Source organism: Ectopseudomonas oleovorans (assembly GCF_003052605.1).
Lineage (GTDB): Bacteria > Pseudomonadota > Gammaproteobacteria > Pseudomonadales > Pseudomonadaceae > Aquipseudomonas > Aquipseudomonas oleovorans_A.
The window spans coordinates 14,753-32,557 of sequence record NZ_QASO01000018.1; the positions used below are offsets into that span (position 1 = coordinate 14,753).

At 63.3% G+C, this 17,805-nt stretch carries 15 protein-coding genes; 9 read left to right on the forward strand and 6 right to left on the reverse strand.

Features of this window, described 5'->3' with window-relative positions; all coding sequences use genetic code 11:
- Positions 1-13: 13 nt before the first annotated feature.
- Positions 14-424 carry a hypothetical protein gene (locus tag DBO86_RS03055; protein WP_003462093.1) on the reverse strand — a complete coding sequence of 137 codons (411 nt, stop codon included), beginning with the start codon at positions 422-424 and terminating at the stop codon, positions 14-16.
- A gap of 351 nt (positions 425-775) precedes the next feature.
- Between DBO86_RS03055 and DBO86_RS25980 the strand changes: the two genes are divergently transcribed.
- Entirely contained in the window at positions 776-913 is a 138-nt protein-coding gene (locus DBO86_RS25980) for a hypothetical protein (protein ID WP_003462092.1), read from the forward strand.
- Positions 914-1,053: 140 nt separating this feature from the next.
- Here DBO86_RS25980 and gliR read toward each other — a convergent pair whose 3' ends face one another.
- Positions 1,054-2,088 (reverse strand): AraC family transcriptional regulator GliR, encoded by a 1,035-nt coding sequence (gene gliR / locus DBO86_RS03065; protein ID WP_108232952.1) that lies wholly within the window; start codon positions 2,086-2,088, stop codon positions 1,054-1,056.
- Between the two features lie 125 nt (positions 2,089-2,213).
- On the opposite strand from gliR, the gene DBO86_RS03070 reads away from it, so the two are divergent.
- The 3 genes from DBO86_RS03070 to DBO86_RS03080 are packed head-to-tail and all read left to right on the forward strand — an operon-like array spanning position 2,214 to position 7,099.
- On the forward strand, positions 2,214-3,809 hold the full coding sequence (locus tag DBO86_RS03070) for an FAD-binding oxidoreductase (RefSeq protein ID WP_003462090.1): 1,596 nt from the start codon (positions 2,214-2,216) through the stop codon (positions 3,807-3,809).
- A gap of 2 nt (positions 3,810-3,811) precedes the next feature.
- On the forward strand, positions 3,812-5,503 hold the full coding sequence (locus DBO86_RS03075) for a glycerol-3-phosphate dehydrogenase/oxidase (protein WP_244185504.1): 1,692 nt from the start codon (positions 3,812-3,814) through the stop codon (positions 5,501-5,503).
- On the forward strand, positions 5,504-7,099 hold the full coding sequence (locus DBO86_RS03080; RefSeq protein WP_425266779.1) for an FGGY-family carbohydrate kinase: 1,596 nt from the start codon (positions 5,504-5,506) through the stop codon (positions 7,097-7,099).
- A 255-nt stretch (positions 7,100-7,354) separates the two neighbouring features.
- Here DBO86_RS03080 and DBO86_RS03085 read toward each other — a convergent pair whose 3' ends face one another.
- Positions 7,355-8,053, reverse strand: coding sequence for a pirin family protein (locus tag DBO86_RS03085; protein WP_003462087.1), 699 nt, complete (start codon positions 8,051-8,053; stop codon positions 7,355-7,357).
- 177 nt (positions 8,054-8,230) lie between these two features.
- On the opposite strand from DBO86_RS03085, the gene yegS reads away from it, so the two are divergent.
- The 3 genes from yegS (at position 8,231) to DBO86_RS03100 (ending at position 11,109) form a co-directional block, all read left to right on the forward strand.
- Positions 8,231-9,148 carry a lipid kinase YegS gene (gene yegS / locus DBO86_RS03090; protein ID WP_108232954.1) on the forward strand — a complete coding sequence of 306 codons (918 nt, stop codon included), beginning with the start codon at positions 8,231-8,233 and terminating at the stop codon, positions 9,146-9,148.
- A gap of 93 nt (positions 9,149-9,241) precedes the next feature.
- On the forward strand, positions 9,242-10,174 hold the full coding sequence (locus DBO86_RS03095; protein WP_104727006.1) for a chemotaxis protein CheV: 933 nt from the start codon (positions 9,242-9,244) through the stop codon (positions 10,172-10,174).
- 128 nt (positions 10,175-10,302) lie between these two features.
- Positions 10,303-11,109, forward strand: a complete 807-nt coding sequence (locus DBO86_RS03100) for an MOSC domain-containing protein (protein ID WP_108232955.1) — start codon at positions 10,303-10,305, stop codon at positions 11,107-11,109.
- Between the two features lie 241 nt (positions 11,110-11,350).
- Here DBO86_RS03100 and DBO86_RS03105 read toward each other — a convergent pair whose 3' ends face one another.
- Entirely contained in the window at positions 11,351-13,279 is a 1,929-nt protein-coding gene (locus DBO86_RS03105; protein WP_075746474.1) for a transglycosylase SLT domain-containing protein, read from the reverse strand.
- 236 nt (positions 13,280-13,515) lie between these two features.
- Between DBO86_RS03105 and DBO86_RS03110 the strand changes: the two genes are divergently transcribed.
- Both DBO86_RS03110 and DBO86_RS03115 read left to right on the forward strand, forming a co-directional pair.
- A complete protein-coding gene (locus DBO86_RS03110) occupies positions 13,516-15,441 on the forward strand; it encodes an ATP-binding cassette domain-containing protein (protein WP_090337353.1) in 1,926 nt (641 codons plus the stop codon).
- A 14-nt stretch (positions 15,442-15,455) separates the two neighbouring features.
- The gene (locus DBO86_RS03115) at positions 15,456-16,142 is read left to right on the forward strand and encodes a DUF6901 family protein (RefSeq protein WP_003462081.1); all 687 of its coding nucleotides are present in this window, start codon (positions 15,456-15,458) and stop codon (positions 16,140-16,142) included.
- 91 nt (positions 16,143-16,233) lie between these two features.
- On the opposite strand, the gene DBO86_RS03120 is transcribed toward DBO86_RS03115, so the two are convergent.
- Together DBO86_RS03120 and DBO86_RS03125 are read right to left on the reverse strand one after the other, a co-directional pair.
- Entirely contained in the window at positions 16,234-16,683 is a 450-nt protein-coding gene (locus DBO86_RS03120) for a universal stress protein (RefSeq protein WP_017677654.1), read from the reverse strand.
- A gap of 151 nt (positions 16,684-16,834) precedes the next feature.
- Positions 16,835-17,656 carry a hypothetical protein gene (locus DBO86_RS03125; protein WP_090337351.1) on the reverse strand — a complete coding sequence of 274 codons (822 nt, stop codon included), beginning with the start codon at positions 17,654-17,656 and terminating at the stop codon, positions 16,835-16,837.
- Positions 17,657-17,805 lie beyond the last annotated feature (149 nt).

Genomic DNA, 17,805 nt, shown 5'->3' on the forward strand with positions numbered 1-17,805 from the left:
ATACCTGTGACGGTTACTGGACCGCGACAAGCTGAGTCGAAACGCCCTGTTCGCCAGCCACCAGCAGCTGCCTGCGCCATTTCCACTCCAGCATGCCCAGGCCTGCGACGGATGCAGCCTCGCCGAGCACATGACAAAGCCCCGGTAGCGTCATGAGCGGGGCAAAGATCGTAGCGATGCCAAGGCATGCCAACGCCCAGAGTCCGTTGGCCACTGCCAGCAGCTTGATTAGCGCTTCGGCGCGTCGCAGGCGAATCGCCAGCGAAATGGAAAAGCAGGCGTAGGCGATATTGACCGCGCCGATGAAGCTCAGCAGCTCGCCGGGCAGGGCATACCAGCCGCTCAACCAGGGGGCCAGCAACAGAACCACAACGCCCGCGCTCGCAGCGGCCATGCAGTCCAACCAGAGGAGATGCCTGATCATTTGAATCACCTCCTACCGTGCGGTGGATGTTTCTGTGTCTGTGGGAGAGGCTTTCTGCTCTGGCATCCTGCTTCGCTCTACCTCCTGCGTCCATGCAGTCGTAGCCGCGATTGCTGGCGAGCAAAGCGCCCCCGGATTTCATCCGGATATGGGCTACGAGAAATCTTATTGGCCCGCTGTAACGCCCGCATCCCTGCCTCGTCCATTGCTGCGAGGGCGCCAACCTGGCGCCGTATTCGAAACCGATGGAGAGATGCCAATACCCTGACTGCCACCTAGGGTCTTTTGCCGTTTCGACGCGGCCGTGCGCGAAACGGCAACAGACCCTAGGGCGCTGCACTGCCGAGTTACATGGCGTTCACTGCCCACGCCACCAGCATCCCCTTCGCTGAGCAGGAACTGGCCGGCGGCTACAGCCTGACCGCTGCCGAGAAGGCGCAGGAAGGCTCCCGTATTGAAGGCACGTGCAGTGGCGATAAGAACGAGTAAGGGCGCCGGGAGGACTGATATGCCATTGGCAAACCTCACCGGTGCCGGCCGTGGCTGCGCCGTGGCGCTTTTCATCAGCGGGGCAGGGCGATGGTTGAGTCTCGACTACTGGCTGGCACGGCGTTTCCGGCCATATCGCGCTAGCCCAGCGGATTATCCCGGCGCCGGCTCTCGCGAAACTCGCCCGGCGTCTGCCCGGTCCAGCTCTTGAAACTGCGGTGGAACGAGCGTGATTCGGTGAAACCGAGATAACAGGCAATGTCCTGAATCGCCAGGTCGCTGCGCAGCAGGTAATGCTCGGCCAGTTCCTGACGCAGCTCGTCGAGTATCTGCTGATAGCTGGTGCCGGCCTGCTGCAGGTGGCGCTGCAGGGTGCGCACGGTCATGTCGAATTTCTCCGCCACCCGTTCCTTGCGCGGCAGGCCGTCCTTGAGCAGCAGGCGCAGGGCGTTCTTCACCCGGCGCGGCAGCGGCTCGTTGTCGTCCAGCCCGGCCATCAGGGTAAGGGCATGTTCTTCCAGGGTGCGCAGCAGGTTGGCATCGGCCTGGCGCAGCGGCACGCCAAGGTAGTCCAGCGGCACCAGCAGGGCGTTGCAGGGCTGTTCGAACCGCACCGGGCAGCCGAACAGCTGCTGGTATTCGGCCAGGTCGGTGGCGGCCGGTTGCGCGTGTTCGAACCACACCTCACGCGGTGAATGCTCGGAGTCGGCGATCCAGCGGGCATACAGCAGCCAGGAGGCGAGCACGTTCTCGACCATATGGCGGCGCACGTCCGGCGCCTGATGGCGGCAGCTCCAGATCAGCCGCACGTGATCCTCAGCCGCCTCGATACGGCTGGTGCCCATGTCGCCCACCAGTTTCTCGTAGGGCACGATGCGGCCCATGGCTTCGCCCAGGGTGGCGCAGTTCATGGCGATGTAGCCGAGCACGCTCCACGAGCCGGGCTGGACGAAACGCGCCGAGTGCAGGCCGAACAGGGGGTCGCCGGACACCTCGATCAGATGCGCCAGCAGGCGCTCATGCACCTCGCTGGGCATCCGCTTGCCATTGTCGGCCAGATCCTGCGCCTGGACACCGGCTGCCGCGAGCGCACGGTCGATATCCAGACCGAGCTGTTCGGCCTGGCGCAGGTACTTGAGCAGGGCGGGAACCGAGGTATAGCCGAGGTTTTCCATGGATTATTCTTGTTCTGCGATGCCTGTCTTGATTGGCGATAGCGCTTGTCCCGATTCGACAGTGACGGAAATCGGCGGCTGGCTAGTATAGGCAGCCATAAGTGCTGATCGGAATGGGGGATGCGATGCGACGCTGGAACGGATGGGGTGACGAAGCGACCGAGGTTGAACTGCCGGCCCATGGCGAGGCCTTTCTCGCTGAACTGGTCGGGCCGGGCCAGCGTCTGGTCGACGCCAGCCTGCAAGACGTGCTGGCGCGTGTGCCGGCCTCACGTCTGGCTCCCAACCCGCTGATCAGCCAGGACGCCGAGGTACGAGTGCGTCACGCCCGTGGCCAGAGCCTGCCGGACTGGCTGGCCATGCGCTCCGGCGAGTTCGGCCTGTTTCCCGATGGCGTCGCCTGCCCGGAAAGCGCCGAGCAGATCCGCGAGCTGCTGGCCTGGGCGCAACAGCATGACGTCACCCTGATCCCATACGGCGGCGGCACCTCGGTGGCCGGCCACATCAACCCGCAGGCCGGCCAGCGCCCGGTGCTGACCCTGTCGCTGGAGCGCATGACGCGTCTGCTGGATATCGACGAGGACAGCCTGATCGCCACCTTCGGCCCTGGCGCCAATGGCCCGCAAGTCGAAAGCCAACTGCGCGCCCGTGGCTACACGCTGGGCCATTTTCCGCAGTCCTGGGAGCTGTCGACGCTTGGCGGTTGGGTCGCCAGTCGCTCCAGCGGCCAGCAGTCGCTGCGCTACGGGCGCATCGAGCAATTGTTCGCCGGCGGCAAGCTGGAAACTTTCGCCGGTACCCTGGAGATTCCAACCTTTCCGGCCTCGGCCGCCGGGCCTGATCTGCGCGAGCTGGTGATGGGGTCGGAAGGGCGCTTCGGGGTGATCTCCGAGGTGCGCGTGCGCATCAGTCGCCTGGCCGAGCAGGAGCGTTTCTACGCGGTGTTCCTGCCCAACTGGCAGCAGGCGCTGAGCGCCATTCGCAGCCTGGCCCAGGCGCGCGTGCCGCTGTCCATGCTGCGCCTGTCCAACGCCATCGAAACCCGTACCCAACTGGCCCTGGCCGGTCACCCGCAGCAGATTGCTCTGCTGGAGAAATACCTGGCTCTGCGCGGCGCCCGCGACGGCAAGTGCATGCTGACCTTCGGCGTTACCGGCAGCCGGGTGCAGAACGCCGCCTCGCTGAAACAGGCACGGCGCTTGCTGAAAGGTTTTGACGGTGTGTTCACCGGCACCCTGCTGGGCAAGAAGTGGGAGCAGAACCGTTTCCGCTTCCCCTACCTGCGTCATGGTCTGTGGGAGCGCGGCTACCTGGTGGACACCCTGGAGACCGCCACCGACTGGTCCAACGTCGACAACCTGTTGAACAAGGTCGAAGCCAGCCTGCGTGACGAGCTGGTCGGCGAGGGCGAGCGGGTGCACGTGTTCACCCACCTGTCGCACGTCTACGGCGAAGGTTCGAGCATCTACACCACCTACGTATTCCGCCCCGGCAGCGACTACGCCGAGGCCATGGCGCGCTGGCAACGCTTGAAAGCAGCGACCAGCCGCACCATCGCAGAGAATCGCGGCACCATCAGCCACCAGCACGGCGTCGGTCGTGACCACGCACCTTATCTGGCGGCAGAGAAGGGCGAGCTGGGCATGGCCACGCTACGCAGCCTGGCCACGCATTTCGACCCTGACCAGCGCCTGGCGCCTGGCGTGTTGCTGCAGGACTGAGCATGAAACCCTGGAACGCCACCTGGCGCACGCACGCGCTGCCTGAACTGGCCGCGCGCGACTGGGATCTGCTGGTGATCGGCGGCGGCATCTGCGGCGCTGGCATCCTGCGTGAGGCGGCGCGGCGCGGCTGGCGCTGCCTGCTGCTGGAGCAACGTGACTTCGCCTGGGGCACCTCCAGCCGCTCGTCGAAGATGGTGCACGGTGGCCTGCGCTACGTCGCCAAGGGCCAGTTGGGGCTGACTCGCGACTCGGTGCGCGAGCGCCGGCGCCTGCTCGGCGAGGCGCCGGGGCTGGTGGAGTCGTTGAGCTTCGTCATGCCGCACTATCGCGGCGGCTTTCCCGGGCCGAAGGTATTCGGCTGCCTGCTCAGCCTGTACGACGCCCTGGCCGGCAAACGCAATCACCTGTTCTACCCGCTGCAGCAACTGCGTTACCTGGCGCCGGGCATTCGCGAGGACGGCCTGCTCGGTGGCACGCGCTTTTTCGATGCGGTGACCGACGATGCCCGCCTGGTTCAGCGCGTGCTGGGCGAGGCGCGCGCCGAAGGTGGTGAGGCGCTAAATGGCATGCGCGTGGTCGAGCTGCTGCGTGAGGCGGGGCAGGTGGTCGGTGTGCTCGCCGAGGATGTGGAAACGGGCAACCGCTACCGCCTGCGCAGCCGAGCCGTGGCACAAGCCACTGGTGTCTGGGCCGATCGCCTGCGCCAGCCTGGCAATGGTCGCATCCGTCCGCTGCGTGGTAGTCACCTGCTACTGCCGAGCTGGCGCCTGCCGGTGGCGCATGCCTTCAGCTTTATGCACTCGGCCGATGGCCGGCCGGTGTTCGTCTTCCCCTGGGAAGGCGCAACGGTGATCGGCACCACCGATCTGGATCATGCGGACGATCTGGACGCCGAGGCGACGATCAGTAACGAGGAGGTCGACTACTTGCTGGCCGCCTGCGCCCAGCAGTTCCCGACCGCCCAGGTGAGCCGTGCCGACGTGCTGTCGACCTGGGCCGGCGTGCGCCCGGTGGTGAGCGATGGTGGCAGCGCACTGAAACCCTCCGACGAGAAGCGCGAGCATGCTCTGTGGATCGAGCCGGGCAGCGTGACGCTGGCCGGCGGCAAGTTGACCACCTTCCGCCTGCTGGCGCTGGAGGTGCTGCGTGCGTGCGCGGGTTTCGTCGGCAAGCCAGTGGATGATCAGGGCGGCGCGGTCTTCGCTTCGAATACGCCGACACCGATGCCGGCATTGAGCCCGGCGCAGCAACGCCGTCTGGCCGGTCGCCATGGCCGCCAGCTGGGCGAGGTGCTGCGTCTTATCGACGAGGTGGGCAGCGATTGCGTCGCGGGTACGAACACCCTGTGGGCCGAACTGGCCTGGGCTGCCGAAGGCGAGCTGGTGTTGCACCTGGACGACTTGCTGCTAAGGCGCACGCGCCTGGGCCTGCTACTGGCTGGCGGCGGCCGCGCCGAGCTGCCGCGTATCCGCGCACTATGCCAGCCGCGCCTGGGTTGGAGCGATGCACGCTGGCAGCAGGAAGAGACGGATTATCTGGCTCTGTGGCAGCGCTGTTACAGCCTGCCGGGAACGGTGGTTGAACAACCCCCTCTCCCGCTTGCGGGAGAGGGCTGGGGAGAGGGAAAGCGTTTATCTGCCGGCCACTCTGCGCCAGACGAACCACCCTCTCCCCCGGCCCCTCTCCCATAAATGGGAGAGGGGAGACATAACAAGAAGGATCACACCTTGAGCGAACCAAGCTACCTGCTGAGCATCGACAACGGCACCCAGAGCGTGCGGGCGCTGCTGTTCGATACTCAGGGCAACCTGCTGGCCAAGGGCAAGGTCGAGCTGGATCCCTATTTCTCCAGCCAACCAGGCTGGGCCGAGCAGGACCCCGAGTACTACTGGGCCAGCCTCGGCGAGGCCTTCCGCCTGTTGTGGCAGCAGGTGGACATCGACCGCAGCCTGATCCGCGGCGTCGCCGTGACCACCCAGCGCGGCAGCATCATTCATGTCGATGAGCAGGGCACGCCCCTGCGCCCGGCGATTCTCTGGCTCGATCAGCGTCGTGCCGAAGTAGCCGGGCGGATAAAGGGCCTGTGGGGCTGGCTGTTCAAGCTGGTGCGCGCCGAAGAGGCGGTCGATCACTTTCGTGGCCAGGCCGAGGTCAACTGGGTCGCCCAGCACCAGCCGGAGATAGCAGCGCGCACGCACAAGGTGCTGTTGCTTTCGGGTTTTCTCACCCATCGCCTGTGCGGCCGCTTCGTCGATTCCACCAGCAGTTGCGTGGCCTACCTGCCGTTCGACTACAAGCGCCTGCGTTGGGCCTCCCCTGGCGACTGGAAGTGGCAGGCGCTGAAGGTGCGCCGTGAGCAACTGCCTGAGCTGTTCAAGCCGGGTGAGCGACTGGGCCAGATCAGCGCCGAGGCCAGCCGCCATACCGGTATTCCGGAAGGCCTGCCGCTGATTGCTGCTGGCGCCGACAAGGCCTGCGAGGTGCTGGGTTCCGGTGCGCTGGAGCCCAGCACGGCGTGCCTGTCCTATGGCACCACGGCGACCATCAACACCACACGCAGCCGTTATCTGGAAACCGTACGCCTGATTCCGCCCTATCCGGCGGCGCTGCCGGATCACTTCAACACCGAGGTGATGATCTATCGCGGCTTCTGGATGGTCAGCTGGTTCAAACGCGAATTCGGCCTGCGCGAGATGCAGCGGGCCGAGGCGCTGGGCGTGTCCCCCGAGGCGCTGTTCGACGAGCTGGTCAACGCCGTACCGCCGGGTTCCATGGGCCTGATGCTGCAGCCGTACTGGACGCCGGGCATTCGCGAGCCGGGATTGGAGGCCAAGGGGTCGATCATCGGCTTTGGCGACGTACACACCCGCGCGCATCTGTATCGGGCGATTCTGGAGGGTTTGGCCTACGCCCTGCGTCAGGGCAAGGAACGTATCGAAAAGCGCTCCGGCACCCGTATCGAGCGCCTGCGCGTGTCCGGTGGCGGTTCGCAGAGCGATGCGGCGATGCAACTGACCGCCGACATTTTTGGCCTGCCGGCCGAGCGTCCGCACCTGTACGAAACCAGCGGCCTGGGCGCGGCGATCAATTGCGCGGTAGGTCTGGGTTTGCACCCTGATTACCCGAGCGCCATCGCCGCCATGACTCGGGTTGGTCAGGTGTTCCAGCCGAACCCGGAGGCCCAGCGCGTTTACCAGCAGCTCTACGGGCAGGTCTATCAGCGCATGTACCGCCAGCTCAAGCCGCTGTACCATCGCATTCGCAAGATTACCGGTTATCCGGCGTAGGGCATGGTGGCGTAGGGCGGACCGGGACGCCGGCCGCTCATAGCGCCAGCGAACAGTCCGCCGTTCCTCGGTGCTACACAAGTCCAGCGGCGTACTGCTTCGCGACAACTGCATGGATGCAGGAGGTAGAGCGACGCAGGAAGCCAAAGCCGAGTACGCCCTACGTCACTGGCGATGCCGTTAATCAATGATCGCCAGCAAGCCGGCTCCTACAAAAAAGATCGCCCTCCGTAGTGGAGGGCGATGGTTTGTGCATCAGGCGACATCCACCAGCACGATCTCGCTGTCTGCCTGCGCCTCGATGCGGATCAGCGTTTCATCGGCGATGGCCACGCCATCACGTGCCTTGACGGCCACACCGTTGACGCTGAAGACACCAGTCGCGCCCACCAGATAGGCCTTGCGACCCGGTTGCAGGGCGTATTCGGCGCTCTCTCCCGCCTTGACCGTGGCAGCCACCAGGCGCGCGTCGGTACGGATGCGCAGGGCGTCGACATCGTCCTCGTAACCGCTGGCCAGGGTGACGAAGGCTCCGGAGCGGTCGCCTTTGGGGAAAGGCTTGGCGCCCCAGGATGGCGGCAGGCCGGCCTGGTTCGGCTGAATCCAGATCTGGAAGATCTTGGTGGTTTCATTCTCCAGGTTGTACTCGCTGTGGGCGATGCCGGTACCGGCGCTCATTACCTGCACGTCGCCGGCCTCGGTACGACCTTTGTTGCCCAGGTTGTCCTCATGGCTGATGGCACCTTCGCGAACGTAGGTGATGATCTCCATGTCGCGATGTGGGTGCGGCGGGAAGCCTGAATGTGGAGCGATCTCGTCGTCGTTCCACACGCGCAGGCGGCCCCAGTTCATCCGCTCGGCGTCGTAGTATTCGGCGAAGGAAAAGTGGTGACGGGCGTTGAGCCAGCCATGGTGAGCACCACCGAGTTGTTCGAACGGACGTACATCGATCATGGTCAATCCTCCAGTCATGCACGAGTTCAGTCCCGTGCAGCGTTGATGGGTGAATGATCCATTTGGATTGATCGATTTAAAAGCGCAATTTATACAGTTTTGATATCGATTAATTTGATTAATTTTCACGAGGGCCAGGCACTAGGCTTTCGCTGATCCTTTCAAGGAGGACGCGCAATGCGCGAACGCAAGGCCTGGTTGATCCTGCATGGCAAGCAGGCGTTGAACGAAGAGGTGAGGGCAGCGGTGAACGGCCTGCGTGAGCGCGGCTGGGATCTGGCCGTGCGCCTGACCTGGGAAGGTGGCGACGCCGAGCGGCTGGTCGGGGAAGGATTGGCCGCCGGTTATTCAACGCTGATCGCTGGCGGTGGCGATGGCACCCTGCGCGATGTGGTCGAGGCGCTGGTCAAGGCGCAAAGCGATGCCAGCCTGGCTCTGCTGCCGCTGGGTACGGCCAATGATTTCGCCCACGCAGCCGGTATTCCGTTGACACCTGCTGCGGCGTTGGCCCTGCTCGAGTGCGAGCCGGTGGTTGTGGACGTGGGCATGGCGGGCGAGCGGGCGTTTCTGAACATGGCCACCGGTGGTTTTGGCTCCAACGTCACCGCCAATACTCCGGAAGAACTCAAGAAAGTCCTGGGTGGCGCCGCCTATCTACTCACCGGGCTCAGTCGTTTTTCCGAAGTGCGCGCGGCAGCCGGTCGTTTTCATGGGCCGGATTTCCAATGGCAGGGCGAGTTTCTGGCTCTGGGCATCGGTAACGGGCGACAGGCCGGTGGCGGGCATCTGCTTTGTCCGGAGGCGAGCATCAACGATGGTCTGCTCGATGTCTGCATCGTGCCGGCGGCGCAGGATGTCGTCGGCACCTTGGGCACGTTGTTGTCCGGGGGCATTCTTGGCCTGCAGAGCGTTGCGGTCAGCGCACGGCTGCCCTGGCTGGAGGTGGAAGCGCTGGAGGGCTTGGACCTGAATCTCGACGGCGAACCGATGGAAAGTACAGGTCTGCGTTTTCGTGCCGAACCCGGCGCCCTGCGTCTGCATCTGCCCAAGCATTCGTCGCTGCTCGCTGGTCAGGTACACAGGGCTAAGGCATGATGGCTGCGCGCCAGCAATGCTTCAGTCTGCCGGCAGTCCGCCGATAACCCGAAACGGCAGACTAGAATCACCCTATATCCCTCGGAGCACATGATGGCCGGCATCCTCGATTCAGTAGATCAACGCACGCAACTGGTCGGCGAGAACCGCCTGGAAATCCTCATGTTCCGGCTGGCCGGTCGACAACTGTTCGCCATCAACGTGTTCAAGGTGCAGGAAGTCTTGCAACTGCCCAAGCTGACGTTGATGCCGCAGCGCCATCGCTTCGTCTGCGGCGTGGTCAACCTGCGTGGTCAGACTCTGCCGGTGATCGACCTGTCCCAGGCCATCGGCATGCGTCCGCTGGTGCCGGATGAGCGCAGCACCATCATCGTCACCGAGTACAACCGCTCGGTACAGGCTTTCCTGGTCGGCAGCGTCGATCGCATTCTCAACCTCAACTGGGAGTCGATCCAGCCACCGCCCGGTGGCGCCGGCCGTCAGCATTACCTGACCGCCATCACCAAGGTCGACGAGCAGATCGTCGAGGTCATCGACGTGGAAAAGGTGCTCGCCGAGATCGTGCCGATGAGCACCAAGGTCTCCGCAGAAAAGCTCGCCGATCCACTGCTGGAAAAGGCGCGTGGACGCGAGGTGCTTTTGGTGGACGACTCCAGCGTCGCGCTAAGCCAACTGCGCGATACCCTGTCGCAACTAGGAATTCGCCTGCATATGGCCAGCGACGGCCTGAAGGCCCTCAACCTGCTGAAGAAGTGGGCTGACACCGGCGAGGTGATGACCGACAAGCTGCTGATGATCTTCACCGATGCCGAGATGCCGGAAATGGACGGCTATCGTCTCACCAGCGAAATTCGCAATGACCCGCGCCTCAAGGATCTCTACGTAGTGCTGCACACGTCGCTGTCGGGTAGCTTCAACGAGGCGATGGTGAAGAAGGTCGGCTGCGACAATTTCCTTTCCAAGTTCCAGCCGGACAAGCTGGTCGATGTGATTCGTCAACGTCTTGAGTTGGACGAACCTCGCTAAAGTCGCTGCAGGGCGGGTGAAACCTGGCGGGCGTTGCCGTCGAACCGCAGCATATTTCCTGGGTTTCGGTGCTTGTGAGCATCGCCGTCAGCTCGTATAACGGCGTTTTGCCGACAGGAAGCTGACCCATGCTGAGGCTCTCGGGGCTGTACCGTTACCCGCTCAAGTCCGGCCGCGGCGAGGCCTTGCAGCGTAGCGCGGTCGACGGACTAGGGCTGCATGGCGATCGGCGCTGGATGCTGGTCGACGCCGACAACGGCCGTTTCATCACCCAACGCCTGTTGCCGCAGATGAGCCAGTTGAGCGCCCTGTACGATGCGCGTGGTGGCCTGACGCTCAGCGCACCTGGCCGTGACGATTTGTCCGTGGCGCTGCCTGACCCCGAGCAAAACCTGCGTGGCGTCATCGTCTGGCGCGACACCCTGCGCGTACCGGATGCCGGTGATGAAGCAGCTGAGTGGCTCAGCGCTCTGCTCGGCAAGCCCTGTCGCTTGGTGCAGGTGCCGGAAGGGCGTACCCGCCAGGTCGATACTGCCTATGCCCGGCCCGGTGACCGCGTGGCCTTTGCCGATGGCTTCCCGTTGCTGCTGATCAGCCAGGCCTCGCTGGACGATCTGTCTCAGCGTGTGGGTCAGCCGCTGTCAATGCTGCGTTTTCGCCCCAATTTGGTCGTCACCGGCACCGAGCCCTATGCCGAAGACAACTGGCAGCGCATTCGCATCGGTGAAGTGGAGTTCGAGGTAGCCAAGGGTTGTTCGCGCTGCATTCTCACCACCATCGATCCGCAGAGCGGCGAGCGCAACGCACTGCGCGAACCGCTGGCAACGCTCAAAACTTATCGGGAACGTGATGGCGATGTGTACTTCGGACAGAATCTGCTGCCACGAGGCGTTGGTGAGCTGCAGGTCGGAATGACGGTCGAAGTGCTGGAGTAGGGTGCGCGCTGCAATCTTCGTGTCTGCAGTGGGCTGAGCCCAGCGTTAAAGCGTAGTGCTGCCCTGCGTCCCTATGATGCTGGCTATGTCTGCGTTATCTGTTGTCAAGCAGTTCCGGGAAGGCTCGGAGCTTTGTAGGGTGGGCTTTAGCTCACGTAGACCGTCGGTGGTGGGCTAAAACGGAGCACCGCCCGGCCCACCCTACGGGTCTTTGCACCAATCCCCAACACTTAACGCAGTTTTACTGATCGTCGAAGAAACGCTCGTTCCACGCCACCAGCGGGTGCGGCGCGTTGAGTTTCTGGCCGTAGATCACCGAGTAGGACAGCACGTTCTGCACGTACTGGCGGGTCTCATCGAACGGAATGTTCTCCACCCAGACGTCATAACTGAGGTGATTGGCGCCGCGCAGCCACTGGCGCACGCGGCCGGGGCCGGCGTTATAGGCGGCCGACGCAAGTACGCGGTTGCCGTTGAACTGGCCATAAACCTGGCTCAGGTACGCAGCGCCCAGCTGGATATTGGTATCCGGGTTGAGTACCTGCTGCGGTGAAGCCAGGGGAATGCCGAACTTGCGCGCGGTTTCCTTGGCAGTGGCCGGCATCAGTTGCATCAGGCCCATGGCGCCGGCGTGGGAGCGGGCGTCGGCCATGAACGCGCTTTCCTGGCGGGTAATTGCAAACACCCAGCTCGAATGCAGGTCACGGCGCTTGGCTTCGCGTACCAACTCGTTGCGATGCGCCATGGGGAAGCGCACTTCCAGGTCGTCCCAGTACTGGGCCTGGCTGATGGTGCGGATGGCCGGGAAGTACCATTCCATTTCGTAGGCCAGGCGCGCCTGGGCCACCAGTTCATCACGGCTGAACAGGCGGCTGACGTGATACCACTCGCGGCGACCGTCGACGATCTGGCCACGAGCATGGAACTCCATGGCGCGCTTGATACCGGCGGTATTGCGTACCTTCTGCACCACCTTGGGATCGAGCGCCAGCGGCTGGTTATTCAGGGCGTAAGGCGCCTTGACCTGATCAGCGGCCATGAAACCATAGAAGTCGCGTTCCTTCGCCAATGCCTGGAACAGCACCGCCGGTTGCTGGCTGTTGGGTTGCGCCAATTGCAGGCTGCGCGCATTCCAGTAGCGCCAGCGGTTGCTGCTGGCCAGGTCGGACGGCATGTTCTGGGTCAGCTGGTAGGCCTCTTCCCAGCGGCCGTGACGCAGCAGCAGACGCGCACGCCATTCGCTGACGGTGTTGTCACGCAGTTGCGGGTCGTACTTGGCCATGACCTGCAGACCGCGCAGGTCGAAGCGTTGTGCCAGGCGCAGGCCGATCTGCCGGGCGATGGCGACCTGCTCGTCGGCGGAGAACTTCATGCGTTGGGCGTAGCCGTCGAGCAGGGCCAGGGCATCTTCCGGGCTCTGCCGAGCCAGGCGACGCAAGCCGAGGCCGACCACGTCGCTCATGGCGTCATCGGCGGGGGCGAAGCGCGCGGTGTTTTTCAATAGCTGCGGTTTCTGCGCCACTTCGACCATCAGCTTGCCGCGCTCGCCGAGCGTTGGCATGCCTTTGATCAGGAAGTTGGCCAGGCCGTAGTTGCCGCTTTCCACCGCCAGCTTGGTGCGCTGCCAGCGACGCTGCTCGGTGAGCTGGCCATTGGCGGCCCAGCGCTCGAACAGTGGGTCACAGGCGTTGGGTTGGGATTTGCCCACCAGCCAGAGCTTCTCGGCAGTGGCGTTGCCTTCGGCGGTCAGGCCGTGGCTGAGCTGGTATTGGCCGTAGAGGCAGTCCAGTTCGGTGAAGTTGAGCTTGGCATCGTAGTGATCGAGGAAGGGCTTCCAGTCGCCACGCTCGGCCAGCCAGCGCAACCAGCGCAGTTTCATCCAGCTGGCCTGGGGCAGGTCACCGTGCTCGGCGAGAAATTTCTCGATCTCGGCATTGCTGGCCGACTTGAGTCGGTTAGTCAGCTCGTCATAGGCCAGATAAGGTGTCAGAGGGTAATCGCGTAGCGCGCTGGCGTACTGGCGATAAGGGCCACTGTCGCCCTTGGCCAAGGCCCGCTTGGCCTCATCATAGTACTGGCGCTGCTGGGTGAGGCTGGCAGCTTCGACACTGGCGATGCCGGTGGCGGTGAGAATCAGACAGGAAACTACAGAGAGAAAGCGACTGCGCATGGCATTTCCAGGAGAAGCAGAGGTATGGGGCAACACGATCCGTGTCGTTGCATGGCTCTAGCTTAGCGCTTCATCGGGGTGCGGTGAATGCCGTCGGGCCAGATGGACACATGTAGCAAAGATGCGCTTTGCCTGCGCCAGATGATGAGCAGGGGTGGCATCTGTTGCGTCTGTGGAAACGGCAACAGCCGGCCGGCAACTCGGGTAGAATGCGCCCCCTGTTTCTGGAGATGCCCATGACCCTGCTCAAGTTTGCCGACGTATCCCTCGCCTATGGCGCCATGCCCCTGCTCGATGGAGTGTCCTGGCAGATCGCGCGGGGCGAGCGTGTGTGCATCATCGGCCGCAACGGCACCGGCAAATCGAGCATGCTGCGTCTGGTCAAGGGCGACCAGATGCCCGACGACGGCGAAATCTGGCGTGCACCAGGGCTGAAGATCGGCGAGCTGCCGCAGGAGCTGCCGCGCGCCGACGAGCGCACGGTGTTCGATGTGGTCGCCGAAGGCCTTGCCGGCGTTGGCGAATTGTTGGCGCGTTATCACCATCTGGCGCAGAACATTCACGGCGACGACGACCTCGAGCAACTGATGCACGTGCAGCAGGAGCTGGAAGCCAAAGACGGCTGGCGCCTGCAGCAACTGGTCGACAGCACCCTGAGCCGCCTGCAGTTGCCGGCCGACAAGACCCTGGCCGAGCTCTCCGGGGGCTGGCGTCGTCGCGTACTGCTGGCGCAGGCACTGGTGTCCGAGCCGGATCTGCTGCTGCTCGATGAGCCGACCAACCACCTGGACATCGGCGCCATCGCCTGGCTGGAAGAGGCGCTGAAAGACTTTGGCGGCGCCGTACTCTTCATTACCCACGACCGCTCCTTCCTGCAGAACCTGGCCACGCGCATCCTCGAACTGGACCGTGGCGGCCTGATCGACTGGAACGGCGACTACGCCAGCTTCCTGGTACACAAAGAGCAGCAACTGGCTGCCGAGGAAACCGCCAATGCGCTGTTCGACAAGCGCCTGGCCCAGGAAGAGGTGTGGATTCGTCAGGGCATCAAGGCCCGTCGCACCCGTAACGAAGGGCGTGTACGTGCGCTCAAGGCGATGCGTGCCGAACGCAGCGAGCGACGCGAGCGCCAGGGCAAGGCGAATATCCAGCTCGATACTGCGGACAAGTCCGGCAAGCAGGTGATGGTGGCGGAGAACGTCAGTTTCGCCCATGCCGGCGGACCCTTCCTGGTCAAGGATTTCTCCATGGTCCTGCAGCGCGGTGACCGTATCGGCCTGCTTGGCGCCAACGGTACCGGCAAGACCACTCTGCTCAAGCTGTTACTCAGCGACCTGCAACCGAGCAGCGGCAAGATCGAGGTCGGCACCAAACTGGAAGTGGCGTATTTCGACCAATTACGTCACCAGCTCGAGCCGGAGAAGACGGTAATCGACAACGTCGCCGAAGGCCGCGATTTCATCACTATCGACGGCCAGAACCGTCATGTACTGAGCTATCTGGGCGACTTCCTGTTCAGCCCGCAACGTGCCCGTACGCCCGTCAAAGCGCTATCGGGCGGCGAACGGGCACGACTGTTGCTCGCCAAGTTGTTCAGCAAGCCGGCCAACCTGCTGGTGCTCGACGAACCGACCAACGACCTGGACGTAGAAACCCTGGAACTGCTCGAAGAAGTACTGCTCAACTTCCCTGGCACCGTGCTGATGGTCAGCCACGACCGTGCCTTCCTCGACAACGTGGTGACCAGCACCCTGGTGTTCGAGGGTGAAGGCAAGGTGCGCGAGTACGTCGGCGGCTACCAGGATTGGCTGCGCCAGGGCGGCTCACCGCGCCTGCTCGGTGTGGGTGAAAGCAAGTCCGGCAAGGCCGAACTGGCCACGGCCATCGTCGAAGCGCCGGCCGCGGCCGCAGTGACTGCCGTGCAAGAGAGCGTCGAGCCGGCGAAGAAGAAACTAAGCTACAAGCTACAGCGCGAGCTGGAAGCGATTCCCGGGCAGATCGATGCCCTGGAGCAGGAAATGGCCGCGGTACAGGAGCAGGTATCCGATCCTGCCTTCTACCAGCAGCCGGTGCAGGTCACCACGGAAGTATTGGCGCGTCTCGAGGGCTTGCAGAAGGAAATGGACGAGTTGCTCGAGCGCTGGGCAGAGCTGGAAGGCTGACGAAGGAACGGACAATGGCCATCGAGTACCGTATTACTCTCGACGACAATCATCAGTTCAGCTACCGGATCGAGCTGAACCGCGAATATGACCCCGTCCAGGCGCAACAGGCCCCCGCCTGGACGCGCCTTGAACATCAGCAATGCAGCAATTGTCCGCTGAGTCGCGAGCAGTTCAGCCATTGTCCGGCAGCGGTCGATCTGCATCGGGTGATCGAGGATTTTCGTGGCCTGCCAGCCTTCAAGAAGGCCAGCGTCTGGGTGCGCACACCGGAGCGTGAGTACACCAAGCAGGTCGGCCTGGAGGAGGGCCTGCGTGCGCTGCTCGGGGTGATCATGGCCACCAGCGCCTGCCCGGTGCTGGCGCGCCTGAAACCCATGGCGCAGCACCATCTGCCCTTTGCCAACAATCAGGAATTCATCCTGCGCGCGGTATCGCTGTACCTGACGCGGCAGTATTTCAACATGCGCGAGGGGCGTCTGGCCGATTGGGAGCTGAAAGGGCTGGTGCGCCTGTTCCAGCAACTGAAGCTGGTCAATCAGGCTTTCTGGCAGCGCATTCACGACACCTGTGAAGGCGACTCCAACCTCAAGGCCTTCCTCACCTTCTTCTCGATGTCATCGAGCATGACGGTGTCGCTGGAGACCCAGCTGCAGAAGATTCGCCCGCTGGTCATGAGCGCGGGCGATTCGTTCGAGTAGGGCTGAAGCCAAAAAAGCTCGCCGCTGAAGCGCCTCCCGCGGGCAGAGCCAACGCGGCTACTGTGGGAGGGGCTTCAGCCGCGACGCGATCTCAAGCGCCTTTTTCGCCTTTCTTCAGGCGCACTGCGAGTACATCGCAGGGCGCGCCGTGCAGTACGTCATTGGCAGTCGAGCCCAGCAACAGCGCCAGGCCGTGGCGGCCATGGCTGCCGACCACGATCAGGTCGCAACCCTGTTCTTCGGCCAGTCGGTGAATTTCCTGGCGCGGTTGCCCGTAGGCCAGGTGACGCTGATCAGCGGTGAGTTCCGGGTACTTGCCGGTAAAGCTGTCCAGGCGCTCGCGTGCCTGCTCGAACTGTTGTTGCTGCAGCATCGACAGATCCATCGGCACGTCACCACCGAAGGCCATGGCCATGGGTTCGACGATATGCACCAGAGACATCTTGGCGCCACTGGCCTTCGCCAGCTTCTGCGCACGTGTCACGACAGGGTCGCATTCCTCGGTCAGGTCGACGGCGACCAGAATGTGCTGGTAGGGCATGGTGAAATCCTCCTTAAAGGGGGGCAAATGGCTCTGTCTCAAGTATGGCCCCATTGTGTGGGATAGGGCGACTGGTCGTGAAAAAGGCAAAGAAAAGCCCGGTGCTAGCACCGGGCAAGAGTTGGGCCAGGCAGGCCGGAAACATGGAGCATCAGTGTTGGCTGGTGGCGTACTGGGCGGCAACGGCTTCCAGGCCTTCGATGATGCTGTCGGAATACTTGCTGATCAGGAAAGGTACGGTGTTTTCGTTGTAGTTGCGCAGGGATTTCTCGATGTAACGCCATTTGGTGCCGATGGAGTTCAGGGCCGCATTGATCTCCGGGGTGTTCTGCTGGGCGGCGCTGAGGTTGTTCAGCTTGCTGGCGAATTCGCCAGCAAGCTCGTCGATGGCGCGTTCTTCGCCGCCGCCGAAGAAGCTGGCGCCGACCGAGGCACTGCGTGAAGCGTAGTCCAGAGCGATGTTCTGCATCAGCAGGCTCTGCTCACGGCTCTTCTGCGTCAGCTGCGGTACGCTGAAACCGCTTTCTTGCTGAATCTTCTGATACAGCTCCTGACCAATGGCCATGATGCGTTGGTTGTTCTCAGCCAGATCGGCGACGGGTTGCAGGTCGGTGAAACCCTGGCTGCGCATGGCTTCCATCAGTGCCTGGAGCCCGCTGCGGTAACTTTGCCAATTGGTTTGCAGCTGCGCGCGTAGCGCCTTGCTTGCATCGCCGGGCATTTCGCCCAGGCCGTCCAGGTGCGCTTGGCCTTCCTGAAGGGACTCGCCAATCATTCGCGCGTAGCGCTGATCGCCTTCCATGCCGTTATACATGTAGAAGTCGCCCAGACTTTTCTGGGTTGCCAGGCGCAGCTGGTGCAGACGCAGCAGATCATCGGCTGGCGCAGCGCTGAGCAAGGAGGAGGAGAGCGACGTGAAGACGAAAAGGAGCAGGGCGCTCAGGGGAAATGCAAGCGAACGGCGGCTCGACATTGGCGACTCCGTGTGGCCCATCGTGGGGCTCGATTTGTTTTTGTATTGCCCTCAGGTGGCGCTGTGCCAGCTGAAAGTGAGACGACTGTACCCGCAGCGGGGCGATTTGGCTAGGCGCCTCGGCGTGTCTATACCAAGCAGGAAAACCC

Coding starts and splice junctions, on each gene's coding strand:
- DBO86_RS03055 (WP_003462093.1), bottom strand. CDS start 424: ATGATCAGGCATCTCCTCTGGTTGGACTGCATGGCCGCTGCGAGCGCG.
- DBO86_RS25980 (WP_003462092.1), top strand. CDS start 776: ATGGCGTTCACTGCCCACGCCACCAGCATCCCCTTCGCTGAGCAGGAA.
- gliR (WP_108232952.1), bottom strand. CDS start 2,088: ATGGAAAACCTCGGCTATACCTCGGTTCCCGCCCTGCTCAAGTACCTG.
- DBO86_RS03070 (WP_003462090.1), top strand. CDS start 2,214: ATGCGACGCTGGAACGGATGGGGTGACGAAGCGACCGAGGTTGAACTG.
- DBO86_RS03075 (WP_244185504.1), top strand. CDS start 3,812: ATGAAACCCTGGAACGCCACCTGGCGCACGCACGCGCTGCCTGAACTG.
- DBO86_RS03080 (WP_425266779.1), top strand. CDS start 5,504: ATGGGAGAGGGGAGACATAACAAGAAGGATCACACCTTGAGCGAACCA.
- DBO86_RS03085 (WP_003462087.1), bottom strand. CDS start 8,053: ATGATCGATGTACGTCCGTTCGAACAACTCGGTGGTGCTCACCATGGC.
- yegS (WP_108232954.1), top strand. CDS start 8,231: ATGCGCGAACGCAAGGCCTGGTTGATCCTGCATGGCAAGCAGGCGTTG.
- DBO86_RS03095 (WP_104727006.1), top strand. CDS start 9,242: ATGGCCGGCATCCTCGATTCAGTAGATCAACGCACGCAACTGGTCGGC.
- DBO86_RS03100 (WP_108232955.1), top strand. CDS start 10,303: ATGCTGAGGCTCTCGGGGCTGTACCGTTACCCGCTCAAGTCCGGCCGC.
- DBO86_RS03105 (WP_075746474.1), bottom strand. CDS start 13,279: ATGCGCAGTCGCTTTCTCTCTGTAGTTTCCTGTCTGATTCTCACCGCC.
- DBO86_RS03110 (WP_090337353.1), top strand. CDS start 13,516: ATGACCCTGCTCAAGTTTGCCGACGTATCCCTCGCCTATGGCGCCATG.
- DBO86_RS03115 (WP_003462081.1), top strand. CDS start 15,456: ATGGCCATCGAGTACCGTATTACTCTCGACGACAATCATCAGTTCAGC.
- DBO86_RS03120 (WP_017677654.1), bottom strand. CDS start 16,683: ATGCCCTACCAGCACATTCTGGTCGCCGTCGACCTGACCGAGGAATGC.
- DBO86_RS03125 (WP_090337351.1), bottom strand. CDS start 17,656: ATGTCGAGCCGCCGTTCGCTTGCATTTCCCCTGAGCGCCCTGCTCCTT.